Source organism: Micromonospora sp. WMMD737 (assembly GCF_049179055.1).
Lineage (GTDB): Bacteria > Actinomycetota > Actinomycetes > Mycobacteriales > Micromonosporaceae > Micromonospora > Micromonospora reichwaldensis.
Map to the genome: position 1 here is coordinate 4741192 of NZ_JBMHMH010000001.1, position 22334 is coordinate 4763525.

Annotated in this window: 18 protein-coding genes, 2 tRNA genes and 1 pseudogene; 11 read left to right on the top strand and 10 right to left on the bottom strand. The window is 69.5% G+C overall.

From position 1 onward, the window contains the following. The first annotated feature begins 28 nt into the window (after positions 1–28). Complete coding sequence (locus tag ACN27A_RS20765; RefSeq protein WP_421455981.1) at positions 29–937, top strand: hypothetical protein; 909 nt, start codon at positions 29–31, stop codon at positions 935–937. 609 nt (positions 938–1546) lie between these two features. After that, positions 1547–2935 carry a tyrosine-type recombinase/integrase gene (locus ACN27A_RS20770; RefSeq protein WP_421455984.1) on the top strand — a complete coding sequence of 463 codons (1389 nt, stop codon included), beginning with the start codon at positions 1547–1549 and terminating at the stop codon, positions 2933–2935. Positions 2936–3405: 470 nt separating this feature from the next. Here the strand turns inward: ACN27A_RS20770 and ACN27A_RS20775 are convergent. After that, positions 3406–3780: pseudogene (locus ACN27A_RS20775) on the bottom strand (Crp/Fnr family transcriptional regulator); the annotation flags it as partial. A gap of 79 nt (positions 3781–3859) precedes the next feature. On the opposite strand from ACN27A_RS20775, the gene ACN27A_RS20780 reads away from it, so the two are divergent. Then, complete coding sequence (locus ACN27A_RS20780; RefSeq protein WP_421458546.1) at positions 3860–4738, top strand: IS5 family transposase; 879 nt, start codon at positions 3860–3862, stop codon at positions 4736–4738. Between the two features lie 5 nt (positions 4739–4743). Here ACN27A_RS20780 and ACN27A_RS20785 read toward each other — a convergent pair whose 3' ends face one another. Together ACN27A_RS20785 and ACN27A_RS20790 are read right to left on the bottom strand one after the other, a co-directional pair. Beyond that, positions 4744–5124 (bottom strand): cyclic nucleotide-binding domain-containing protein, encoded by a 381-nt coding sequence (locus tag ACN27A_RS20785; RefSeq protein ID WP_421455987.1) that lies wholly within the window; start codon positions 5122–5124, stop codon positions 4744–4746. Positions 5125–5175: 51 nt separating this feature from the next. Continuing rightward, entirely contained in the window at positions 5176–5832 is a 657-nt protein-coding gene (locus ACN27A_RS20790) for a hypothetical protein (protein WP_421455990.1), read from the bottom strand. Positions 5833–5889: 57 nt separating this feature from the next. Between ACN27A_RS20790 and ACN27A_RS20795 the strand changes: the two genes are divergently transcribed. The 3 genes from ACN27A_RS20795 to ACN27A_RS20805 all read left to right on the top strand — a co-directional run bounded on the left by ACN27A_RS20795 (position 5890) and on the right by ACN27A_RS20805 (position 9726). Next, entirely contained in the window at positions 5890–6714 is an 825-nt protein-coding gene (locus ACN27A_RS20795; RefSeq protein WP_421455993.1) for a hypothetical protein, read from the top strand. A 188-nt stretch (positions 6715–6902) separates the two neighbouring features. Next, positions 6903–8888 carry a hypothetical protein gene (locus ACN27A_RS20800; protein WP_421455996.1) on the top strand — a complete coding sequence of 662 codons (1986 nt, stop codon included), beginning with the start codon at positions 6903–6905 and terminating at the stop codon, positions 8886–8888. 4 nt (positions 8889–8892) lie between these two features. Further along, positions 8893–9726: a hypothetical protein gene (locus ACN27A_RS20805; RefSeq protein ID WP_421455999.1), complete on the top strand. Its 834-nt coding sequence runs from the start codon at positions 8893–8895 to the stop codon at positions 9724–9726. Here the strand turns inward: ACN27A_RS20805 and ACN27A_RS20810 are convergent. Then, positions 9704–11035, bottom strand: a complete 1332-nt coding sequence (locus ACN27A_RS20810) for an IS701 family transposase (RefSeq protein ID WP_421456002.1) — start codon at positions 11033–11035, stop codon at positions 9704–9706. The two genes, ACN27A_RS20805 and ACN27A_RS20810, sit on opposite strands and share 23 nt — an antisense overlap. A 42-nt stretch (positions 11036–11077) precedes the next feature. Here ACN27A_RS20810 and ACN27A_RS20815 point away from each other — a divergent pair, with 42 nt between their 5' ends. Further along, entirely contained in the window at positions 11078–11536 is a 459-nt protein-coding gene (locus ACN27A_RS20815) for a DUF4259 domain-containing protein (RefSeq protein ID WP_421456004.1), read from the top strand. 483 nt (positions 11537–12019) lie between these two features. Here the strand turns inward: ACN27A_RS20815 and ACN27A_RS20820 are convergent, their stop codons facing one another. The 3 genes from ACN27A_RS20820 to ACN27A_RS20830 form a co-directional block, all read right to left on the bottom strand. Beyond that, positions 12020–12175: a hypothetical protein gene (locus tag ACN27A_RS20820; protein WP_421456007.1), complete on the bottom strand. Its 156-nt coding sequence runs from the start codon at positions 12173–12175 to the stop codon at positions 12020–12022. 363 nt (positions 12176–12538) lie between these two features. After that, positions 12539–12614, bottom strand: a tRNA-Arg gene (locus ACN27A_RS20825). A 36-nt stretch (positions 12615–12650) separates the two neighbouring features. Continuing rightward, positions 12651–12741, bottom strand: a tRNA-Ser gene (locus tag ACN27A_RS20830). Positions 12742–13083: 342 nt separating this feature from the next. Here ACN27A_RS20830 and ACN27A_RS20835 point away from each other — a divergent pair. Continuing rightward, positions 13084–14586, top strand: coding sequence for a hypothetical protein (locus ACN27A_RS20835; RefSeq protein WP_421456008.1), 1503 nt, complete (start codon positions 13084–13086; stop codon positions 14584–14586). Positions 14587–14721: 135 nt separating this feature from the next. Here ACN27A_RS20835 and ACN27A_RS20840 read toward each other — a convergent pair whose 3' ends face one another. Continuing rightward, positions 14722–15492: a CPBP family intramembrane glutamic endopeptidase gene (locus ACN27A_RS20840; RefSeq protein WP_421456011.1), complete on the bottom strand. Its 771-nt coding sequence runs from the start codon at positions 15490–15492 to the stop codon at positions 14722–14724. Between the two features lie 186 nt (positions 15493–15678). Here ACN27A_RS20840 and ACN27A_RS20845 point away from each other — a divergent pair, with 186 nt between their 5' ends. Further along, the gene (locus ACN27A_RS20845) at positions 15679–16797 is read left to right on the top strand and encodes a globin domain-containing protein (RefSeq protein WP_132240628.1); all 1119 of its coding nucleotides are present in this window, start codon (positions 15679–15681) and stop codon (positions 16795–16797) included. Positions 16798–16962: 165 nt separating this feature from the next. On the opposite strand, the gene ACN27A_RS20850 is transcribed toward ACN27A_RS20845, so the two are convergent. After that, the gene (locus ACN27A_RS20850) at positions 16963–18480 is read right to left on the bottom strand and encodes a peptide deformylase (protein ID WP_421458547.1); all 1518 of its coding nucleotides are present in this window, start codon (positions 18478–18480) and stop codon (positions 16963–16965) included. 293 nt (positions 18481–18773) lie between these two features. On the opposite strand from ACN27A_RS20850, the gene ACN27A_RS20855 reads away from it, so the two are divergent. Next, positions 18774–19556 (top strand): IucA/IucC family C-terminal-domain containing protein, encoded by a 783-nt coding sequence (locus ACN27A_RS20855; RefSeq protein WP_421458548.1) that lies wholly within the window; start codon positions 18774–18776, stop codon positions 19554–19556. A 25-nt stretch (positions 19557–19581) separates the two neighbouring features. Here ACN27A_RS20855 and ACN27A_RS20860 read toward each other — a convergent pair whose 3' ends face one another. After that, positions 19582–21402, bottom strand: coding sequence for a hypothetical protein (locus tag ACN27A_RS20860; RefSeq protein WP_421456015.1), 1821 nt, complete (start codon positions 21400–21402; stop codon positions 19582–19584). 212 nt (positions 21403–21614) lie between these two features. Between ACN27A_RS20860 and ACN27A_RS20865 the strand changes: the two genes are divergently transcribed. After that, on the top strand, positions 21615–22325 hold the full coding sequence (locus ACN27A_RS20865) for a class I SAM-dependent methyltransferase (RefSeq protein ID WP_421456018.1): 711 nt from the start codon (positions 21615–21617) through the stop codon (positions 22323–22325). Positions 22326–22334: the final 9 nt, after the last annotated feature.

Consider the following 22334-nt stretch of genomic DNA (forward strand, 5'->3'; position numbering starts at 1 on the left):
ACCATCCAGGTAAGACACCGTCGAAGACGTGCTGTTCGGGCGGGTCAGCGTTACGCCGATTCCGGGCAATCAGCTGGCCGCGCAGTTGGCCGCCGCCCGCGCCGACTTTCGGGCTACCCGCTACAGCCAGCTCGCCCGCCGCTTGCCCCGGCTGCTCGCCCAGGCCATCGCCGGCCGCGACGCCGCCGCTGTCGACGAGGCGCCGCGGGCGGCCAGCCGTCTGGCCCAGGCGTACAACGTCACCACCCAACTGCTGATCAAGCTGCACGACAACGGCATGGCCTGGGCAACCGCCGACCGGGCGGTACAGGCCGCCCAAAGCGGCGACGACCCGATGGCGCTGGCAGACGCGCGCAGGCTCGCCGCCACCGTCATGCGCCGCACCCAGCACCGCGACGGCGCGCAGAAGCTAATGCTCGATGCCGCCCAAGCATTGCAAGCCGACACCGGCCTGCCAGACGCCGCCCACAGCGCCCTGTACGGGCAACTGCTGGCCGCGGCCTCGTACACCGCCGCGATGCGCGACGACCGCGACAGCGCCTGGACCCTGCTCGGCGAGGCCGAAAACGCCGCCCGCCGGGCCGGCGACGCCGAGTCCAACCGATTCAGCATGCTCGAACTGGCCGTGTACAAGATCAGCGTGTCGCGGGTCCTCGGCGACTACGGCACCGCTGTCGACTACGCCCGGCTGGTCGACCCGGCCCGAATCATCTCGCCGGAGCGTCGCGCCCGGTACTGGGAAGACACCGCCCTGGCACTACATGGCCGCGGTCGTTCGCAGGCCACGTTCCAGGCGCTGCTGGCCGCCGAACGCGACACCCCACAGGAGGTCCGGTTCCGGCCTCGGGCGCAGCAGCTCACCGCCGACCTGCTCGCCCGCAACAGCCACAGCCTGCCAGGAATGCGTGAGTTCGCCGGCCGCTTCGGCGTGCTCTGACTGCCTCACGCCGCCGGTATCCACTCGCGCCAAGCTATGGACGTTCCGTCAGAGGTTGCCCTCAAACGCTGAGGAAATGAGCAGTGCCTGCAGTGGCGGGCAGATGTGCTTCAAGCTCTCCGGTCAGAAGCAGTCAGGTCAGCCTCGGCGGCTGCTTCCAGTTGAGTGAGCACGTGGGGTGCCCGAGAGGCGTCCTCCGGCTCAGACCGGAGTGCCTCCATCGGCCACTTTGCGTGTCACCTGCGGAGCCTGCGGATGAGGGCACCCGGCGAACGAGCGAGGCGTTCTCTGCACCCAAGATCCCGAAGCCTGACCCCATCGCGCCCGAGTCCCCGGGACTTCAGCGCTTGTCTGGCATGGCCATCTTCGATATCGGGTTTCTTCGGCAGGGGCCTTCAATATTGCCCCGAATCAGATGCTCATCGACTGTTCGTTCGTCAGTAGATATGGCACCCGAACGAAGGGACAAAAGCTATGAAAAGCGATGGTGTGACTCTGAAACGGTGTGGCTGTCTGCACCCCGACACCCGCCGCCCGCTGGGCAACGCCTGCCCGAAGCTCTTGGAATCCAATCACGGGAGCTGGTACTTCCAGTGCTCGACCAGGAACGTGTTGGGCAAGGTCGAACGCATCCGACGGGGCGGCTACCGGTCCGAGAAGGCGGCCCGGCGGGCCTGCGACGAGCTGCTGGCGCTCTCGCGAGAGGAACAGGCCGGCCGGTCGTGGACCGTCGCCCGATGGCTGCGGTACTGGTTGTCGACCCGGAAGTCGATCCGGCCTACGACGAGAATGCACTACACGCGGGACATCGAGCACTTCCTGATTCCCCACATCGGACACCTGATTCTCGGCGACCTGAACTCGCGGCAACTCGACGCCGCCTTCACGCAGATCGCCGGCACCCGTAATCGGACCGGGCAGCCCCAGACCGTCTGCACGTTGCAGCACATCCACGCCACCCTGCGGGCCGCCCTCAGCCGCGCACAGCGCGACCGCCTGATCACCGACAACCCGGCCCGAGGTCTGGAACTACCCCCTCGGGAACGCCTCCAGCCCGAGGTGTGGACCGACGCCCGCGTCGCCGAGTGGAAGGCCACCGGCGAGCGCCCGGTGATCGCGGTGTGGACAGCCGCGCAGCTCGCCGCCTTCCTCGACTTCGTCCGCGACGACACCCTCTACGCCCTGTGGTGGCTGATCGCGCTGCGCGGACTGCGACGCGGCGAGGCCGCCGGGCTCCGATGGGCCGACGTCGACCTGCACGAGGGGCAACTGTCGGTGGTTCGGCAGCGGACCACGGCCGGGTACGACGTGCACGAGGGACCACCGAAGTCCGCGGCCAGCCGCCGCCTGGTCGCGCTCGACAAGCACACCGTGCAGGTGCTGCGCCAGCAGCGACAACGGCAGCAGGATCGCCGCGCCAGACGCGTCGACGCCAACAAGGTGTGCCACGACAGCGGTTACGTGTTCACCAGCCCCGACGGACTACCCCTGCACCCCGGCTACCTCACCCAACGCCTGCGGCTGCTCGTCGACCGCGCCGGACTCCCACCGATCCGGCTGCACGACCTCCGACACGGCGCAGCCTCACTCGCCCACTCCGCCGGCGCGGACATCAAAACCGTCCAGGACCAACTCGGACACGCCAACATCCGCGTCACCGCCGACATCTACACCACCGTCCTACCGCCAGCCGCGCACAAGGCCGCCGAGATCACCGCCTCCTACCTCATCAAGGCCGGCAAACCCGGTGCGGAGATCAAACGACAGATCGACCGCACCCGAGACACCGACGACGGCACCGCCCCAGCGCCGACCAAGCCACACCCGGAACCGGACATCACCGGGGCAGGAGCCCGAAAGCCACCGAAACACACACCCCAACTAAGGGTGTCGCGGCGCCGCACCCATCGGCGCGCGAAAGCGCGACGAAGGCTCACCAGCCGGCAGCTTACCAACCACCAGGAACTCGCCGGACAACCCGCTCCCACCTGTCACTAGGTCCAGTGTTCGCACAGAGTCCCAGCCACAGGTTCTCCTGCGGCTGGGACTACTGCACCGCTGACACGGCGACGGCGTCGGCGAAACGCGATCCGGCCCCACGACCATGCCGCCAACAGACCATCCCCACGACGCGACCAGGCCACCGACACGGTTCCTGCCCCGCCTCGCCGACTCACTGAGCAGACGTAACACGTCTTCAGGCCCGCTGGAGTCTTCGCAGGACCACAACCCTCGCGGCGCCGGAACTGGACTTGCTACCGGCGCGCCTGGCCCACCAACGGGCCGACGCCCCGGCGGCTGACGCATTGATAACGGCCGCCCTCGACAGGTTGCCCGGTTACCAGGAGATGCTGGACCTCGCGGTAAGCATCGACGCGCCGCTGCCGACCCTCACCCGGAAGATCCTTAAGGAGCGTTCCTACCGAACGTAGTGCCTCCGGTCTCACCACCCGATCGAGGTCGGCTAGCTAGGCAAGGCCAGCGATTGAACGCAGCGCATCGCTGTCTCGTACGACAATCTCGCGGTAGCCCGTGGCGACGATGCCGTCCGCACGAAGTCCACCGAGCGCCTTCTGCAGGCTGATCTCGGCGGCGCCGCAGAGGGTAGCCAGCTCGTCCTGTGTCAGTCGGATGTCGATCACCAAGCCGCGAGGGCTGCGTCGTCCGTAGGCGGCTGCCAGTTCCCACAGCACTCGGGCCAGACGAACTCGCAGAGGATAGGAGGTGAAATCGATCCGTCGCCGGTTGGCCCACCGAAGACGGTCGGCGACGATCCCGGCCACCTCTAAGGCGTGTTTCAGAAGTTGTGGTTGCCGGCGAAGGTCACGGCGTGGTGGTGATCGATAACTGAAGAGGTCTCCGGTAGATGGTTCAGCGACCAAGCTAGAACTTCACACCGGAGACCTCGTGGCCACCTTAGCGGTGACGAGGCGGCATGACCTCACGGACGCGCAGTGGCAGCGGCTCGCTCCGCTGCTGCCTGCCGTGTCGGGTAACGGTCGTCCGCCGAAGTGGGAGAAACGGCAGCTCATCGATGGGATCCGGTGGCGGATCCGGATCGGCGCGCCGTGGCGTGACGTCCCTGCCGAGTACGCGCCCTGGCCCACCGTCTACGGCCTGTTCCGCCGCTGGCAGCGAGACGGAACCTGGGACAAGATCCTGTCGGCATTGCAGGCCGCCGGGGACGCGCAGGGCCGAATCGGGTGGACGGTGAGCGTGGACTCGATGACCAGCCGCGCCCATCAGCACGCCGCCGGCGCCCGCAAGGACGGCCACCTGCAGAAGGAACCGCCTGGCGGGGTGCATGACGAGCCGGCCGATCACGCGCTGGGTCGTTCCCGTGGTGGACTGACCACCAAAACGCATCTGGCCTGTGAGCAGGGCCAGAAGGTCCTGTCAATGGTCGTGACCGCGGGGCACCGCGGTGACAGTCCGCAGTTCATCCCGGTCCTGCGCCGCATCCGGGTCACTCGCCTCGGGGTGGGCCGGCCCCGGACCTGCCCCGATGTGGTCCTGGCCGACAAGGCCTACACCAGCCGCGGCAACCGCCGCTACCTACGGACACGCGGTATCAGAGCCTGCATCCCGAGCAAGAAGGACCAGGACGCCCACCGCAAAGCCAAAGGCTCCCGCGGCGGACGCCCACCCGCCTTCGACCGAGACCTCTACCGGCTACGTCACGCCGTCGAGAACGGCATCGCGCGTCTCAAACGCCACCGCGGCGTCGCCACCCGATACGACAAGCTCGCAGTCCGCTTCCAAGCCGTCCTCACCATCACCATCATCACCGAGTGGCTCTGACCTGCTTATGAAACACGCCTTAGGGCGGCTTCAGGGTAGTCGCGGAGAAAGGCTCTGAATGCGTTGCGGTGGATGATACGGATGGTCGATGGACGGCAGGCGGTGATCGTCGCCGTCCTCGGTGTGCCGTTCAGGGCGGAGATCTCTCCAACGATGTCACCGGATACACGGATTGCCAGTAGGGCGTGCCGGCCGTCGGATAGCGCGACCGTGACCTTGACGAGCGCGTCATGGAGCAGGACCACGTGGGACTCCAAGGCGCCCTCGCGGAGAAGCACTTGGGCCTCTTGCACCGACCGCCTGACTCCCACCGTCAGAAGTTGCTCTCGTGTCGACGGTTGGAGCCGGCCGAGAAACGTACTGGGTGGCCAGAGCACTTCCTCCATGTTCACCTCCTCATGCCCAGAGGTCATCTTTCATCTTCGGCGTCAAGGTCGCTACACCCCGCAGTAGTCCGTCAGGTGATCGCGCCCGCTAAGGCCTCGAGAGTCACCAAGCTGACGGCTGCGCCCAGCGACATCAGAAACCAGGGCAAACACCGCCGAATACGCAGATGCTTCGCCATCGCGATGCGGGCGAGCACTACCACGAAGTCCCCAGGCCTCGTTCCTATGCCGACTGGCTGGAGCGATCGATGGTCGGCTGCCAAGCGCGACGAGATCCGGAAACCCGAATCGATTGGCACCTCCGGCGCCCGCCAGACGGGGCCAAAGCGACAGCGCTAGCTGACAGGTGGTCGCCGTCATGGCTATCGCCATGACGGCCGTGAGGAGCACCGTAAGCGCGGCAACGGTCGGGTTGCCATCCAGCGTCGCCGGCAGGGCTTGATCGACAGCTGTCGCTGCCACGCTTCCTTCGGCAGTCAGCAGCGCCAGGGCTTTCGCGTCCGCATGTCTGATCGAGGCTTGCAGTGATGCCGCCGTGGCCAGGCCAACGTGAAGATCCCGCCACGTGTCCTCGCTGCTGCTCGCTCTCCGGCTTTTTCCCATGTCTGGAGTCAACGCCAGATCGGCGGAATCTATGGGATCGAAGTACCACTTGTCGACGACTCGACAGTGGACCTTGTTCCTGTATTTGTATGGGATCTTCAGCACCGCCGGCCTGTAGAGATAAGTCTCGAACGATTCATCACTTAGTGAGGGATGGAGAGCATGGCTTACGTCACGGACCCGGACCGGCGTGTGCTGGTCGCTGTGGACATGGAGTCCTACAGCGGCCGAGACAACGTCCTACAGCATCGAGCGCAGATGGCCTTCCGGGAGGTCATGGCGACGGCATGCGACGAGTTGGGCTTCGATCGCGCCAACTGGTTGATCCAACAGGGAGGTGACGGTGAGCTGGCCATCCTCCCGCCAGGGGCCAGCGAGCGGGCGGTTGTGACGCGGCTTACGCCGGTCCTCGATCGGTTGTTGCGCGAACACAACCGTGGTCTTAGATCTGAGGCGCGTATCCGCTTGCGCGTCGGTGTTCACGAAGGCCCGGTTCATCTCGACGGGGCGAACGGCTACCCAGGCGACGCTGTCGTGACAGTCTGCCGACTGGTGGACTCGCCCCAACTCAAGGCCGCGTTACGGCAGTTCCCGGGCGCTGCGGTCGCACTAATTGTGTCGGATCGGCTTTACCAGGACATCGTCCGGCAGTACCAGGATCTTCGGCCTGATCACTTCCAGCAGGTGACGGCACGGCTCCCTGAGAAGCACTTCGAGGCCACCGCCTGGATCTACGTTCCGGGCGAGAGCATTCCCGCAACCGATGAACGTCCTGGTCCCCAAGGTTCCGCCTCTGGCCAGCCGAACGACGGGAGCGGCGGTGAGAGCGTTGATCGTCAGGACCGTAGGCCTCGCCCTCAGCCGGCTGGGGGTCGGCAGGTATTCCAGGACATCCGGTCGCGGGGAATCGGCGCGATCGGCAACGGCAATTCGATCTCCGTTACGGGCCGTTCAGAAGACCTCGACTCGTGGGGGTCGCCTCGATGAGCGACACGACTCCTGACGGAGATCCGTCGCCCCCCAGGACATCCTCTGGAGATGCGGGGCCCGGCGACGCGGCCCTGCCGGAGCTGCGGATAGATGAGCCGGGTGGTCGAGAGGAGGAGACCGCGGCGGAGTCGACAGCCGATTCGCAGGAGGAGATTGTTCCGGGGTCCTTGCGGATGGACCCGCGAGTGGGCGAGGAGCTGTACGGCACCCAGTTCTCCGCCGCCTACTCGGGGATCAACGCCCGCGGTGTGAACGCTGTCGGCAACAACAACACGATCCACGTCGTGAACAACACGGGTCAACCGGCGGCGAAACCCGTCATCAGGGATCTGGTGGGAGTGCCTGATCTGCTCGGGGTATACGCGGAGACGGCCGCAGACGAGGAGCTCAGGGAAAAGCTCGGCCAGCGATCCACGGCTTGTCTGGCGGGTAGGCCGCACACCGGGCGGTTCAGCACCGCGTGCGTGGCGCTAGCTCGGCGCCACGGTCCGGACCGGATACATGAGGTCCTACTACCGGAGGATGTCGCGCCGGAAGTGCTGAACCGAGCAAATGACAGCATCAAGGAGGATCACGGGTACGTGCTCCGGCTGCCGGGCAACAGCCACAGCCAGGCGATGCGCCTGCTGGCAGACCTCTTCCGGCGACGGTCCGCGAGCCTGGTGCTGATCAGGCACGACGACTCGCGTTCCGGTGTTCGGCACAGCGCCGAGGTGCGGCATCGCCGACCCGCGCCACTCGCTGTCTTCCGCGCTCATCTCGGCCAGCACCTACGCGACAGGCTGACGCTGACCGATGAGGAGAGCGCCGAACTCGTTCGCGGGTATCTCCACCACAACGACCTCGTCGACGCTCTGCACGGCGCCTACGGGCCTCGAGAGGTGGTGCCAATCGCCGAGGCCATCGGGCGGAGTCATCCAGCCGACGACGACACGCTGGCCGAAATCCTCCGTAGCTCGCAACCGCGGCGCAGGGCCCGCGCCGCGGAGATCCTGCGTTCCGACGCAGGCGGCGGCCGGCGGCCCCGGCGGGCCGACCAGCACGAGCGGGCTTTCCGGATCGCGTACGCCGTCTTCGCCTGGCAGCCACTGCACTACGTCTTCGAATCCGCCGGTCTCCTGCTTGAGGAGATTGACGGGCAGGCCAAGCGGGTGGACTGGGGCCGGCTGGCATTGCAGTACCCGGTGTCGGAGCTGCTCGGGCCGCTCGACATGGACTGGCAGGAGGGCCGGGAAGCCACGCGGTCACGGGGCGGATCGTCGCGTTCAGCCTGGCTGCACGATGGCGCCATGCGCGGCGTCATCATCGATGAGGCATGGCACGAGTTCGACAGCACCCGGCCAGCCCTACTCAAGTGGCTGGACACCCTGGTCTCGAAGGATGACGAGCCGATGCAGCGAGCGGCCGCCGAGGCGGCCGGCCTGCTCGCGCACCACGACTTCGCGCGAGTCTGCGCCGACATCATCGACGACTGGGCGGCCTCACCCAAACGTCGACTCCGACAGGCAGCGGCCTGGGCGATGGTCGCGGCGGACATGGGCGGACAGGTGGGCCATCTGGTCCGTCGGCAGGTTCGGGACTGGGCCAGTGGTCATCGGAACTTTCAGAGAGACGCGGCCGCCCGCGTCTATGCCAGTGGGCTGCAACAACCAGACCTCAGTTGGAGCCTGGCCGACCTTCGCCGCATCGCCCAGGACCCGATGCAGCAGCACACGTACACGGTCGCCGAGGGCGTGCACCAGCTCTACGCCTCGCACAGGGCGGACCGAATCATCTTCGAACTAGCAAGGTGGTCTGACGACCGACAGCTACAACTGCACGCCGGCGGTGCCCTTGTCAGTCTGGCCGGCATACCGGCCGACAACTCCCCAGTCGGCGTTCCCGAACTCATGGTCAGAGCCGCGTCACATGAGGTCGACAGCCATGAGCTTGTACGCCTCTGGCAGGTGGCGCTACTGACAGCCGACCTGTCCCGGCGGGCATGGAACACCTTCGAACATTGGCTGATTAGCGCTGACTCCGACGACACCCTGCGTAAGGCGACCGCCGCGTTGGTCACCGACCTCACCGCCCTACCGACCCTGCCTCGCCGGATGACGTTTCATCTCGCACGGCTGCCGCAGTTTCAGGACGGGCTACCGGAATGGCTCGACGCCGCGATGAGGAAGTGACGACATGACCGACACCATCAACACGGCCAGTTCTCCCGCTGCCTGGCGGCGGTTCGGATCGTGGCTGCTGACGCTCTGGCACCGTCTCGTCGCGGCGCTGCGCGGGCCCGAACCCGTCCCCATGCCACCACCGCCTCCGCCACCACCGCCCCCAGGCCGGCTGACCGAACGCCGAGACGCACAGGCACCGATCATCGTTCCGGCGCGCGGTTACGTATTGACATTCCGCGTCCACTCCACCTTCGTCTGGTCCTCCGAAGGCATACCGCGGGAGATCCTCAACGGATCCGCGCAGTACTTCATGCCGTACGCCATCCGGGCGCTAACACGCCTCGCCGCCGCCCGTGCCCGCAATGTCGTCGCGCATCGTGCGAGAGAACTCGAGGTAGAACTGCAGCGAGCCATCACCGAGTCCGGCCCGTGGAGGTACGAGCGCAACGGAGTGCGAGTAGCCTGCCAGCCGTACGTCTGGGTTGAACTCGACGACGGCGTGAAGCGGGCAGTCAAGCCGTACTGGGAACAGTTGATCAAGCTCGACTGCGAGTACGACGTGGACGTCAAGCGCGCACAGTACGTAGATCGGCTGAGCCGGCAATGGCTGACCATCCTCGAAAAACTCGTCGACAATCCCGTCTCCGGCGGTGCGGCCAAGATGACCAACGAAAGTCTCGCCGCCGTCGTACGAGATCTTCTCGCGGAGCAAAGCGCCACCGCTCAACGGCTGGAAGAAATTCTCGCTGAACGACTGAGCAAAGGCGACGCTTTTGAGCAGGCCGCGTCCTTCGACCTCCTAGTACGGCAGCCGCCGTTCGGGATCACTGTTGTCGTTCGAGGTTGAGGCGGCGTGTGTAGTGGGATCGTCGGGCTCGGGCTTGGTGACGTCGTCGCCACTGTGACCAGTGGAAACGGTGGGTGAGGTCGCTGATCGGGCGGATGATGCAGGTGTTGATCAGGCGGCGGATCTCGTTGACGGTCAGTCTGATCAAGCCGGTGTCGGTGCGGGCGTCAGTCTCGTGGGCCGCGGCGTCGGCGGCGCAGATCGCCAGGACGGCGAGAGCTGCCAGGGCGAGGGTGGTGAAGCGGTGCCAAGAGTCCCAGCGGCGGACCTGGTGCTGGTCCAGACCGACCTGGCTCTTGGCCGCCTGGAAGCTCTCTTCGACGGTCCACCGGATGCCGGCGACCCGGACGAGTTGGGCGAGTGTTGCTGGGCGTGGGGCCCAGCAGCGGTAGAAGGCCAACTCGCTGGTGGTGCTGTTGCGGCGGATCAGGAGGCTGTGTCGGCCGCCGTTGTCGGGGTCTGCGTCGGTGCACACGTCATCGAGCCAGGCCCAGTCGTAGAGGCGTGGGCCCTTGGATCCGGCGCCGGCGCTGCGGCGTTGCCAGGCCGATTCGGGTAGGTCGGCGGCGACCTGGTCAGCGCGGACTCGGGTCTTGCCGCCGTCGAGTGGGATCAGGTGGCTGCGGGACACCGCGAGGACGTAGCCAAGCCCGTGTTCGCGCAGGTGGGCGCGGAAGACACTGCTGTTGCCGTAGGCCTCGTCCGCAGCGACCCACCCCGCTGGCACCCCCGCGTCCAGGGCCGCGGTGAGCATGTCGGCTGCCAGCTCGGACCGGGTGGCGAACTCCACGTCGTCGGGCACTGCGGCGGCCCGACACCGATCGCGGTCGTCGGTCCACGACACCGGCAGGTAGACCCGCCGGTCGATCAAGGTGTGGCCGCGCTCGCTGGCGTAGGCGAGGAATACCCCGACCTGGCTGTTCTCGATCCGCCCCGCGGTGCCGGTGTACTGCCGCTGCACCCCAACCGTGTGTACGCCCTTCTTCAGATCGCCGGTTTCGTCCGGGATCAGGACCGCGTCCAGGTCACCGAACCGGTCGGCGATCAACTGCCGCAGGTCGTCACGGACAGCATCGGCGTCCCACACCGCCCGGAATAGCAGCCGCTGCATCGCATCCGGCCGGGCGTGTCCAGCCTGCTCCGCCAACTGCCAGCACGTCTTCACCTCAAGATCGGACAGCAGCCCCGTCACGAACGCCGCCGCCGTGCGACGAGGCTCCACCCGCCCGAACCGGCCCGCGAACGAGTCGAGTACCCCGGCCAGAATCCGCTGCCACCGGTCAGGGTCTACGCTGTGGCGCGCGGCCACCGCACGATCTTCAGTTAGGTCCACAACCGTTGATGATCAGCGGTGGCCGTCTATCAAGGCGAGGGCGATGTGGGCACCTTTGGAACCGGACCGTTCAGCAGTGACGGCGCACTGGACTTCCTTGACGAACTCGCCGAGCGATCACCACAACAACGCGTCGAGGTGGTACGGCACATGCTCGGCTATGTCCTAGCCAACCGCGACCTCCTCTGGCGGGAGTACTTCCCCGACCAAGTAGTCGCGGCGGCAGCCCTCGTGGCCACTACCCTTCCCGGCGGCGAGCACCTACAGCACCGCCTTACGCAAGTGTCCGACGAACCAAGCGCAGTGATTCTGCCCGAGCCAGTGCCCGACCTTGCCACGTCCGCGCTCGAAGCGCTGCACTTCGTGGCCGGTCCCGGCGGACCCTGGCATCAAGGATGGACGACCGAGACCGACCAGGCCGAAGCGCAGCAAACCATCGACAGTCTCACCACCATCCTCCAGGCAGCGAACTCGTAAAGACCACCAGAAACACCAGGTCGACCGCAGATCGCGAACGGCGGCTGCCGTACTAGCCGAACGACTAAACGCCCACGGGTCGAAGGCCGCGAGAACGCCGGCGTCCGGCTCGAACGGATCATCTCAGGGATGACACTTATGGGACCCGTCACACGCTCCTCGCACTGCGGTAGCACCTCCGCCATGAATCAAGCGGGCGTCAGCATGGGCCGGAATCGACCATCACCACCGCCCAACTGGTTGTCGCCGCCGCCCACGCACCCCCAGGGCGCGGACGAGCGTCCCATAGTGGCCCACGCCTGGGTCTATCCGGGCCGCAGCGACGTGAGCCTCGGCAGCCGCTACCAGGTCGCCAGCGGTGGAGCACCACAGCCGTGAAGACCATCGGCTGATGTAAACGCGAAGCTGATCCGGTGCCCGAGGGCCCAGCGCACTCGGGCACCGGATCCTCCGGGCGTGGCAACCCATGATGACGGCCGCCGGTCAGCAGAGCGTGATCGACGCGAGCGACGAGAAACGGCCGAAGCCGCCGCTCGCCTGGTCATCGACGCCGGCAAGCTCAGCGAGGAGACCACCGCCACGACGGGCTCCAAGACGCCCGGCCGACAATCCGGTCGGCGCCTCGAACACCGCCAGCATTCGTGTTCACGCCGGTAGGCGCCCTGCCGGGTGGCCTCGATCGAGGCTGTCCCATCGAACAAGCATCTGTTGGGTAATCAGATGGGTCGGGCTGCAGGGGTGTCGTCAGCGCATGCCGAGCTAAGGCCGCTACCTGCGAAGACATGTGCCCCGCCTCATGGGCTTCCCATTTTCGCTACCAGACATCCCACATATTAAGAACGTGGTGCTCCGATGGTGCTCGACCGCCCAGGAGCGGCCCGAGCGACGCAACCGCGAACCAAAGCGCCCCTGAGCTGCTTAAACGTGGGTCAGAACCGTGACCCACACATGACCCATACGAAGGCAGGGAATATAGCCGATCGGCTATATTCCCTGCTCAGGTGGTGCGCCCGAAGGGACTCGAACCCCTAACCTTCTGATCCGTAGTCAGATGCTCTATCCGTTGAGCTACGGGCGCTCGGTGCTTGGCCAGTCTACACACCCGGCTTTCGCGCGGAGACTCCGGGATTCGAACCCGGGAGGGGCTTTAAGACCCCAACCGCATTAGCAGTGCGGCGCCATAGACCAGACTAGGCGAAGTCTCCCTGGTGGCCCTGCAGACCACCGCGCCCGAGGATACAGGGCCTCACCCATCAGGAGCAAAGCGACTTCCCCGGTCCGCCCCTCCGCCCGCGCAACGGACTGTCCCGAACCAGCCCGGGACTCCCCCCGGCCTCGGCTTTCCCTGCTGTGCACGGGCGTGATCAGGACTACGCTCCATCGATATGCAGGAGCAGCCGCCGCGCGAGCCGACCCGCCGAGAGCCTGCTGAGGGAGCGCGCCGACGCTCCCCGAAGGCGACCTTCAGTCCGCCCCCCGCGCCGCCGGAGCCGGCCGGGCCGGAGGATTCCGGGAAGCGCCCCCGGCGGGCGAAGCCGGCGCCTGCGGTGCTCTTCCAACCGCCGTCGGCCGATCCGCCGCTGCCCCGCCAGGCCAACCGCACGGCCGAACAGGCAGCTCGAGAGCAGCCCGACCAGACCGACCGCACGGCCGAACAGGCGCCACAAGAGCAGCCTGACCAGGCCAACCGCACGGCCGAACGGACGCCACAAGAGCCGCCCGGCCAAGCCGGCCGCACGGCCGAACAGGCACCACGGAAGCGGCCCGGCCAGGCGGACGAGACCGGCGGGAGTGACGTCGCGCACACCGGCGACGCGCACACCGCTGCCGGCGATCAGCCGGCATCCGCCACCCCTGCGGGCCCGCCCGGCTCCGGCACGCAGACCTCTGGCGGTAACGCCGCCCCCACCCGCAAGGCGCCCGGCAAGAAGGCGGTCGCGAAGAAGGCCGCGCCAACGCGACCGCCCACAGCAAGGAAGGCGGCAGACCAGGCCGACGCGACGACGCTGGCGGAGGCCGCCGAGCCGGGAGCGGCGGCGGATGAGGCCGCAGTACCGGGGACGGCGGCGAAGGAGGCCGCAGAGCCGGCCACGACGGCGGCGGAGGCCGCAGAGCCGGGGACGGCGGAAGGCGCGGCGGTCCGGGCGGCGACGAAGGGCGCACCCGCTCGGAAGACCACAGCCGCCCGAAAGACCATGCCCGCGAAGAAGGCGACGCCCGCGACGAAGGCCGCACCGGCCGCGAGGACCGGGCCTGCCCGGAAGGCGACGCCCGCGAAGAAGGCCGTCCCGGCGACGCTCACCCCGGCGACGGTCGCTGCCGAGGCCCCGGTCCAGGCCCCGGCGGCCGCGCCCCCGCAGGTGGTCGAGCGGCACGCCGGCGACGGGGCGGCGGAGACCTCGCCGGGGCGTACGCCGGAGACGGTCCTTCGGCTGGCCGCCGCGCGGGTGGTGGAGCATCCCGCGTTCGCGCCGGAACTGCTGGCCCTGGCCGCCGTCGAGGGGTTCGGGCCGCGGGCCCGCGACTGGGCGCAGCGGCTGCGCGACGCGTACCCCGATGCGGGAGCGGACGGCTTGGCGCGGCTGGCGACCCGGCGGTTCGTCCGGCAGGCCGGGGTGGGCGGGGCGACCGCCGCGCTGGCGGGGCTCTTCGCGCCGGTGGCCGAGCTGGCGGCGGTGCTGTGGGCGCAGGCCAACCTGGTGCTGCACCTGGCGGCGGCGTACGGCCGGGATCCGGCGCATCCGGACCGGGCGGTGGATCTACTGGTGCTGACCCGCGTGCACCCGGACGCGGAGAGCGCGCGGGCGGCGTTGGCGGCGGCCCGGGCGGCGGACGCGCCCGACGAGGCGGGCTGGCCCCGGGCGGCGGAGGCGGCGTGGCGGCTGGCGGCACCGTTGGCCGCCCAGGCGGGCGGCTGGCTGGCGCTGCGGGTGGCGTCCCGGCTGCTGCCCGGCGCGGCGGTGCTCGTGGCCGCGGCCGGGGACGCGGCGGCGGCCGAGCGGCTCGCCGCCCGCGCGATCACCGCCTACCGGCGACCCACGCCCCGCTGATCGCCGGCGGCCGGCGCTCGGCTGAGCGGAGCGCGGCGCGCGGGCCGCAGGTAGATCTTGGCGAGAAGTGGCCCCCGGAGGGGCACTTTCCTACCAAGATCCGCCGGGGCGGCACCCGACGGCGGCTGGCGGGGGTCAGAGCCAGTCGAACCACTCCTTCGGCAGCAGGGCGTAGCCGAGGAAGGCGACGATGTCGAGCAGCGTGTGCGCGACGACCAGCGGCATGACCCGGCGGGTGCGCAGGTAGAAGAGGCTGAACACGACGCCCATCACCACGTTGCCGAGGAAGGCGCCGAAGCCCTGGTAGAGGTGGTACGAGCCGCGCAGCAGGGCGCTCGTCGCCACGATCGCGCCGACCCGCCACTGGAGCTGGCGCAGCCGGGTCGTCAGGTAGCCGACGACGATCACCTCCTCCAGCACCGAGTTCTGCACGGCGGCGAGGATCAGCACCGGCACCGTCCACCAGAGGTCGGGCAGCGCGGCCGGCACCAGTGTGGCGTTGACGCCGAGCTGGGCCGCCGCCCAAAACAGCGCCAGGCCGGGCAGGCCGATCAGCGCGGCCAGGCCGGTGCCGCGGGCCAGGTCCTGACCGGGCCGCCGGGCGTCCAGGCCGAGCGTCCGTGCCGGATCGCCGGGGTCCCGCGCCAGCAGGTGTACGGCGAGCAGCACCGGCAGCAGCGCGAAGACGATCCCGAGCAGCTGGTACGTCAGGTCCAGCCACGGCCGGGGTGACACCGACGTGTTGAGCGCGGCGGTCTGCTTCGACAGCGGCCCGTCGGCGGTCAGCTTCGCCACGATCGACACCGTCGCGTAGACGGCGGACTGGCCGAGCGAGAGGCCGAGCACGAGCAGCGTCTCGGTGCCGAGCATCCGGCGGGTCGCCGGGCGTTGCAGCTCAACGGTCACCGCACCACTCTGCCCGACGCCGAGGGCCGACGTCACAGGGCCGGCGGCACCGGCCGACGTCACAGGGCCGGCGGCACCGCCCGAACGAGCCTCACGAGCCGATCGCACATTCTGTGCGACCGGTCGGCACGCTCCGTGGACATTCTATGGGTGCCCGATCCGCCGTCAGGAGAAGGAGCGCGCCCCGTGGACGACTTCGCAAGGCTGCTGAAGGAGAGCTGGACCCTGGTCGAGGAGCACCGGGAGCGGCTGAGCGGTCACTTCTACGCCCGGCTCTTCCTGCTCGACCCCGAGCTGCGCAAGCTCTTCCCGGTGGAGATGACCGGGCAGGGCGACCGGATCCTGGAGGCGATCGTCACCGCCGCCCAGACGGTCGGCGACCCGGAGAGCTTCGACGAGTACCTGCGTTCGCTGGGGCGGGACCACCGCAAGTACCACGTCGAGGCGGCGCACTACGAGACCATGGGCGTCGCGTTGCTGGACGCGCTGCGCAGCGTCGCCGGCGACGGCTGGAACCTGGAGTACGACCAGGCGTGGCGGGACGCGTACGCGGCGATCACGGAGAAGATGCTGGCCGGGGCGGCGGCCGACGACAACCCGCCGTTCTGGCACGCGGAGGTGCTGACCCACGAGCGGTACGGCAGGGACACGGCGGTGCTGACCTGCCGGGCGTTGCAGCATCCGCTGTCGTGGCGGGCCGGCCAGTACGTCAGCGTGGAGGTGCCCCGCCACCTTCCCCGGGTGTGGCGCACCTACTCGGTGGCGAACGCCCCGAACGACGACAACCTGCTGGAGTTCCACGTCCGTACGCCGGAGGGCGCCGGCTGGGTGTCCGGGGCGCTGGTCCGCCGGGTCAAGCCCGGCGACCTGCTCCGGGTGGCGGCGCCGATGGGTTCGATGACCCTGGACCGCTCCTCGGAGCGGGACATCCTCTGCGTGGCGGGCGGCGTCGGCCTGGCTCCGATCAAGGCGCTGGTGGAGGAGTTGGCCAGCTACAACCGGACCCGCTGGGTGCACGTCTTCTACGGCGCCCGTACGGCGGCGGACCTGTACGGCCTGGCCGGGCTCCAGGAGTTGGTGGCCGCGCACCCGTGGCTGTCGGTCACTCCGGCGTGCAGCGAGGATCCCGACTTCGACGGCGAGTTGGGTGACGTCCCCGACGTGGTCGGCCGGTACGGCCCGTGGACGGCGCACGACTGTTACGTCTCCGGTTCCGCCCGCATGGTCCGGGCCACCCTCCGGGTGCTCGCCGAGGACGGCGTCCCGCCGGAGAACACCCGCTACGACACCTTCGGCAACCTCTAGAAGCGTTCCTCCCCCCATACCGGGGCGCGTGCTCCTGCCCCCTGGGGCACGCGCCCCGGTCCCCCAAGCGGGCGGACCGGCACCGCCCCGCACGACCACGTCCGCCCGGCCGTCCTTCCCACCCGGGCGGACGTGGTCGTGCCGCCGGGGGCGGATGCGCTCAGGTCAGTAACGCCAGGGCCGGCCGGTCTCGCGGTACTCCTCGACCGGCACCAGCGGCACCCCGGGCGCCATCCGGTCGACGTAGAGCCGCCCCTCCAGGTGGTCGATCTCGTGGGCGACGAGCCGGGCCATGCCGAACTCGAACGAGGTGATGATCCGGCTGCCGTCGTACTGGGCGTGCTCCACGTCGAGCCGGAGCGGCCGGGGCACCAGGCCACGGTGGTCGAAGAAGGAGAGGCACCCCTCGTACTGCTCGTCGCTGTCGGGAGAGGCGTCGACGACGCGGGGGTTGAGCAGCACGACGGGATCTGCCGACCGGTCGGGGGGCCGGACCACCGCCACCGCCCGGCCGAGGCCGAGCTGCGGGGCGGCGATGCCCACCCCCTTGCGGAACGGGTGCAGCTCGTCGAGGCGGACCAGGGTCGCCGCGAGGCGGTCGGCGACGTCCCGGGCCTCCCGTTCCTCGCGGGGCAGGTCGAACGGGCGGGCCGGTTGGCGGAGCAGGTCGGCGCCGCGCTGCACGATGCCGATGCCGCGCATCCGGTCGCTGGGCCGGATCCGCCCGGCCTCCTCGGGCTCGGCGTCGGGCCGGCCGCGGAACCGCCACTGCAACCGGTACCGCGCGTTGAGCGGCGGGTCCTCGGTCGCCCAGTCGAAGATCACCCGGTCGGCGTCCTCGCGTCTGGTCACGGGCGTGCGCAGCGGGCCCTCCTCCGCCGAGAGCGAGGTCTCCGCGCCCCACACCTGCGGGTCGACTGAGGCCGGGAGGTCCAGGCGTACGGCCATCTGCCGGGTGGGCAGCCGGACCGCCCGCTGAAACCAGGGGCCCCACTTGTCGTGCCCGACGCAGTACGCGTACTCGATGGTGGCCCGGTCCCCGGGGTAGAGGGGGAAGCGCCGGTCGGCGTTCTCGAAGAGCAGCCACAGCTCCTTGAAGGCGTCGCGGTCGTGCTTGGCCCGCCAGTGCATCGCCTCCCGCTCGTCCCCGTCCTCCCGGTACGCCCGCAGCCGCAGCTCGGCGAAGGTCAGCGGGTGTTCGCGGTGGTGCAGGTTGGAGCGCCCCGGGTCGTTGGGGTAGCGGTCGACGGCTATCCGCACCAGGTAGCGGGTGACCGGCTCGGTGCCGGCGTTGTACAGCTCGCGCCGGATGACGCAGCGGTAGGCGTCGCCGAGGTGGGTGAGGGTGGCGAGTTCCCGCTCGACGATCAGTCCGGTGCCGGGCGGCATCCACTGCCCGGGTACGGGTGGGTCCCGGTGTGCCCGCTCGGCCCGGGCGTGCCGCAGCTCGTCGTACTCCTTGAAGCGCTGCCAGATCGCGCCGCCGGCCTCCAGTACGGCCTCGGCGCGGCGCGCGAAGTCCTCGGTGGGGCGGTGCCGGCGCCCCTCGACGTGGCTGACGTACGACGGGTCGAAGCCCATCAGGGTGGCGAGCTGCTTCTTGGACAGCCCCCGCCCCGTGCGGTGCCGGGCGATCTCGGCGGCGAAGGAGTCGGCAGCCCGATCGAGCGGTGAGGTCATCAGCTTCCTCGTGGCCGGGAGTATCAGTTTCACGTTCTGTGGCGACGCGCACACGGAACTGGCACCTTGCCGACACGAGCCTTGACAGATAGCGATGACTGTCGATACTGAGGCGACGTTTTCCGCCCCGATGACCGGGTAGGGCGCCGCACGGGCGACGTGACCGGCCCCTCCGGATCCGACGCAGGCGAGCCTTCCCTTATCTCGCGAGATGTGGTTAGGCTAGCCTTAGCTCAGCGACGGGCGGGTGCCCGCCGGCGGCGACGACGGGGTGGGTGAGTCCAGTGACAGCGGTGATGCCGGAGCGCCACACCGCCGCCGCGCCGCTGGCCCCGGTCACCGCCGCCATGCGCGCGATGTTCGGCACCGACGACGTGCCCGGCCTCGCGCCCGGCCTGCTGGTGCACGACGAGTTCGGCTGGCGCCCGGCGACCACCCTGGTCGACGGCACCCTCCTGCCGGAGTTCCTGCGCTCGGCCAGCTCGCGCTGGGGTGGCACCCCGCACGCCTGCGCCGCGCTGGCCTGGAAGTCGTACAGCTACTGGACGGCGCTGCCCGTGGCGCTCGGCTGGGCCTCGGCCCGACGGGTGCCGCTGCTCGACCCGGCCGACGTGCTGATCCACTTCGAGGACCACCGACCGCTGCTCACCATGGGCCTGCGCCGCTCGACCACGGTCGCGGTGCTGCCGAGCGACCCGCTGGCGCTCGCCGGGCTGCCCGAGGTGCGGGTCGTCGCGGACGAGGCGGAACTGCTCCGGGTGCTCCGGGCCTCGCTGCTCGACGCCCACCTGGCCCCGATGGTCGCCGCGATCCAGGCCGAGGTCCGCATCGGCGCGCGCACCCTGCTCGGGTCGGTGGCCTCGGGCATCGCCCACGGCGTCCTCCGGGCCGCCGACGGCCTGCCCGGCTCGTCGGTCGAGACGATCGAGACGCTGCTCGGCGCGCTCGACCTCGCCGACCTGGTGGAGCTGGTCCCGGGCCCGAACGGCGAGCCGACCGTGCAGCGGCGCACCTGCTGCCTGGCCTTCACCCTCCCCAAGCCCAAGATCTGCCAGGGCTGCTGCGTCCGCCAGGCCTGACCGGCGGCCTCCGGGCCGCCCGGCGTCAGTCGGTGAGCGGACGGACGTCCCAGAGCCAGACCCCACCGGTGTACGTGGGGCGGACGCCGGTCAGCTCGGTCATGCCCCGGCGCAGCGCGTCGGCCTGCCTATGCGGCCCGAGGACGACCGCGCCCGCCCGCCAGTACCGCAGGTCCCCGACCGCGTCGACCCGCGCCTGCGGGGTGATCGGCGGCACCGCGCCGGTCCGCCGGATCTCGGCGAAGAACTCGCTGGTGGGGCGGGGCGGCGCGGAGAACAGGGCGATCCGGTCCCGACCGGGGCGGGTGTCCGGGCCGAGGAAGTAGCCGCGGGCGATGGGCATGTCCAGGCCGGTGCGCGCCGACCAGCGCAGCGGATCGGCGTAGTGGGTGTCGGGCAGCGGGAGGGTCACGATGCTCCGCCCCCCGTCCGCGTACGGCCGCCAGGCGCCCGAGGTGACGAAGGCGGGCACGGGATCGAGCCGGGTGGTGGGCAGCGGGGTCGGCAGGATCGGCAGCAGCGCCATGACCAGCACCGTGGCGGTGGCGAAGCGGATCTGCGGGCGTGCCCGGGGGTGCCGGGCGGCCAGGGCACGCGCGTGGTCCGCCCCGTAGGCGAGCAGCACCCCGACGATCGGGGTGATCGCCAGCGCCCACCGGGTCGGCACCACCGAGTGCAGGAGGGGCAGGTTCTCCAGCGCCGCCCACGGGCCGGGTATCCCGGTCCCCCTGCCGTTCAGTTGCACCTCCCGCCCGAGGGAGAGCAGGCCGAAGAGGAGCGCGAGGACGGCGAGGCCGCGTACCACGACGTGCCGGCGCAGCCACCAGACCAGGGCGACGACGAGCACCACCAGTGGCCAGCCGAAGAAGGCGTTCTCCTCGGTGGGGTTCTTCGCCAGCCCCTGCGCGCTGCGGGCGTCGCCGGCCAGGGACTCCCGCGAGTACGCCACGAACGACGCGAGGTCCGTCGAGTAGCCCCGGATCAGCCAGGACAGCCCGTGGTACGCCCCCGGGCCGAAGAACTGCACGTGGAGCGGGTACGCGAGCACCACCAGCGCCGCGGCGGCGGCCACCGCCAGGCCCGCCAGGAACGGCCGGGCCCGCCGGCGCAGCTCGGGCCGGCCGAGGGCGAGCGCCCCGACCACCACGCCCAGCCCGATGGCGGTCATCAGCAGCACCTCGAGGTTGAGGAAGGCCTGCCACACGATGACCGCCGCGAGCAGCAGCCCGTTGCGCAGCCAGCGCCCCGGCTCGGCGAGCCGCAGGGTGCGCCAGACGATCAGGGGCACCACGTACTGCGAGACGATGTTGGGGTGCGCGTTGGCGTGCGAGACCATCGCCGGGGCGTACGCGCAGAACGCGGCGCCGAGCCAGGCCGGCCCGCGGGCGCCGACGACCACCCGGGACAGCAGGAAGTACCAGGCCGTCGCCGTGGCGATCATGCCGAGGGTGAGAAAGAGCAGAAACGACGCGCGGGTGCCGAGCAGGAGTGTGACGGGCGTCATTGGCAGAGATACGGATAATACGGACGTATTTGCCATCAGATTGACGGTCTCCGGCACGTTCATCCGGTCCGAGGTGAATGGATCAACAAAATCGGTCACCACGCGCGCGCCGTGCGCCATCATCCACTCGAACTGCGACTGGTCGGTGCGGTTGTCCCGGATGCCGTGCGACGGGCGCAGCCAGAGCCGCGCGGTCACCCAGCAGCCCAGCACGACGAAACTCGCCACCGCGGCGGCGTCCGTCCACCACCCCTTCCAGGCCCGTACGCCCCGGTCGGGCCCGTCCACCGACGCCCCGGGCCCTGACTCGCCAGCGGGGAGGCCCGATTCAGGAGTAGTCATGACGATTCGTAGAGTAGTCAGGCTATGACGCCAAGGTGACATGTTTCGGGGTACTGGCGTACCATGTGCCGGGTTCGCCGACCGCCGATCACGTGCCCACCCCCGACCGCATTTCGGCCACCACGGGTGCCCCGATTTCTCTGTTGCCAGTGCGGATGATTCACTCTGTCGGTCCAGGCGCGGGTCGAGTTCATATCGTGAGGAATCGACGCATGGCAGAAATCACTGGGGATCAGCGCGTGCAGTCCGAGGTCCTGGAGGGTCTCGCGACGGCGGTCAACCACCGTCGCTGGTTCGTCGAGCTGGCCCTGCCGTACCTCGGTGACAACCCGATCGAGATCGGCAGCGGGCTCGGCGACTACGCGCTGGAGTGGGCGGAGCACCTGCCGCGCTTCACCGCCACCGAGGCCGACCCGGACCGGCTGATCCTGCTGAAGGAGCGGCTGGCCGACCAGCCCCACATCGAGGTCCGGCAGATGCTGCTGCCGCACCCCGACCGGGGCGACTACAGCGCCGCCGTGTCGTACAACGTGCTGGAGCACATCGAGGACCACGTGGGCGCGCTGCGCAGCATGCGCGACCTGGTCCGGCCGGGCGGCAACGTCATCATCATCGTGCCCGCCTTCCAGTTCGCGATGAGCCCGGCGGACATCGCCACCGGCCACGTGCGGCGCTACACGAAGAAGACCCTGGCCGCCGCGATGACCGACGCCGGCCTGACGGTGGAGAAGATCCACTACGCGAACGCGCTCGGCCTGATCGGCTACTTCATGGCGACCAAGGTCTTCCGGCTGATGCCGAAGGAGGGCCCGATGGTCAAGGTCTACGACACCTTCGTGCTCCCCGCCACCAAGGCGGCGGAACAGCGCGTCCTCCCCCCGTTCGGCCAGTCGGTCTTCGCGGTGGCCCGGGTCCCCTCCTGAGGCCGGACC

Excerpts from the sequence above, each read along its gene's own strand:
- ACN27A_RS20820 (WP_421456007.1), bottom strand. The coding sequence starts at position 12,175 with ATGCTGGCGGTGTTCGAGGCGCCGACCGGATTGTCGGCCGGGCGTCTT.
- ACN27A_RS20805 (WP_421455999.1), top strand. The coding sequence starts at position 8,893 with ATGACCGACACCATCAACACGGCCAGTTCTCCCGCTGCCTGGCGGCGG.
- ACN27A_RS20795 (WP_421455993.1), top strand. The coding sequence starts at position 5,890 with ATGGCTTACGTCACGGACCCGGACCGGCGTGTGCTGGTCGCTGTGGAC.
- ACN27A_RS20865 (WP_421456018.1), top strand. The coding sequence starts at position 21,615 with ATGGCAGAAATCACTGGGGATCAGCGCGTGCAGTCCGAGGTCCTGGAG.
- ACN27A_RS20855 (WP_421458548.1), top strand. The coding sequence starts at position 18,774 with ATGCCGGAGCGCCACACCGCCGCCGCGCCGCTGGCCCCGGTCACCGCC.
- ACN27A_RS20785 (WP_421455987.1), bottom strand. The coding sequence starts at position 5,124 with ATGGAGGAAGTGCTCTGGCCACCCAGTACGTTTCTCGGCCGGCTCCAA.
- ACN27A_RS20860 (WP_421456015.1), bottom strand. The coding sequence starts at position 21,402 with ATGACTACTCCTGAATCGGGCCTCCCCGCTGGCGAGTCAGGGCCCGGG.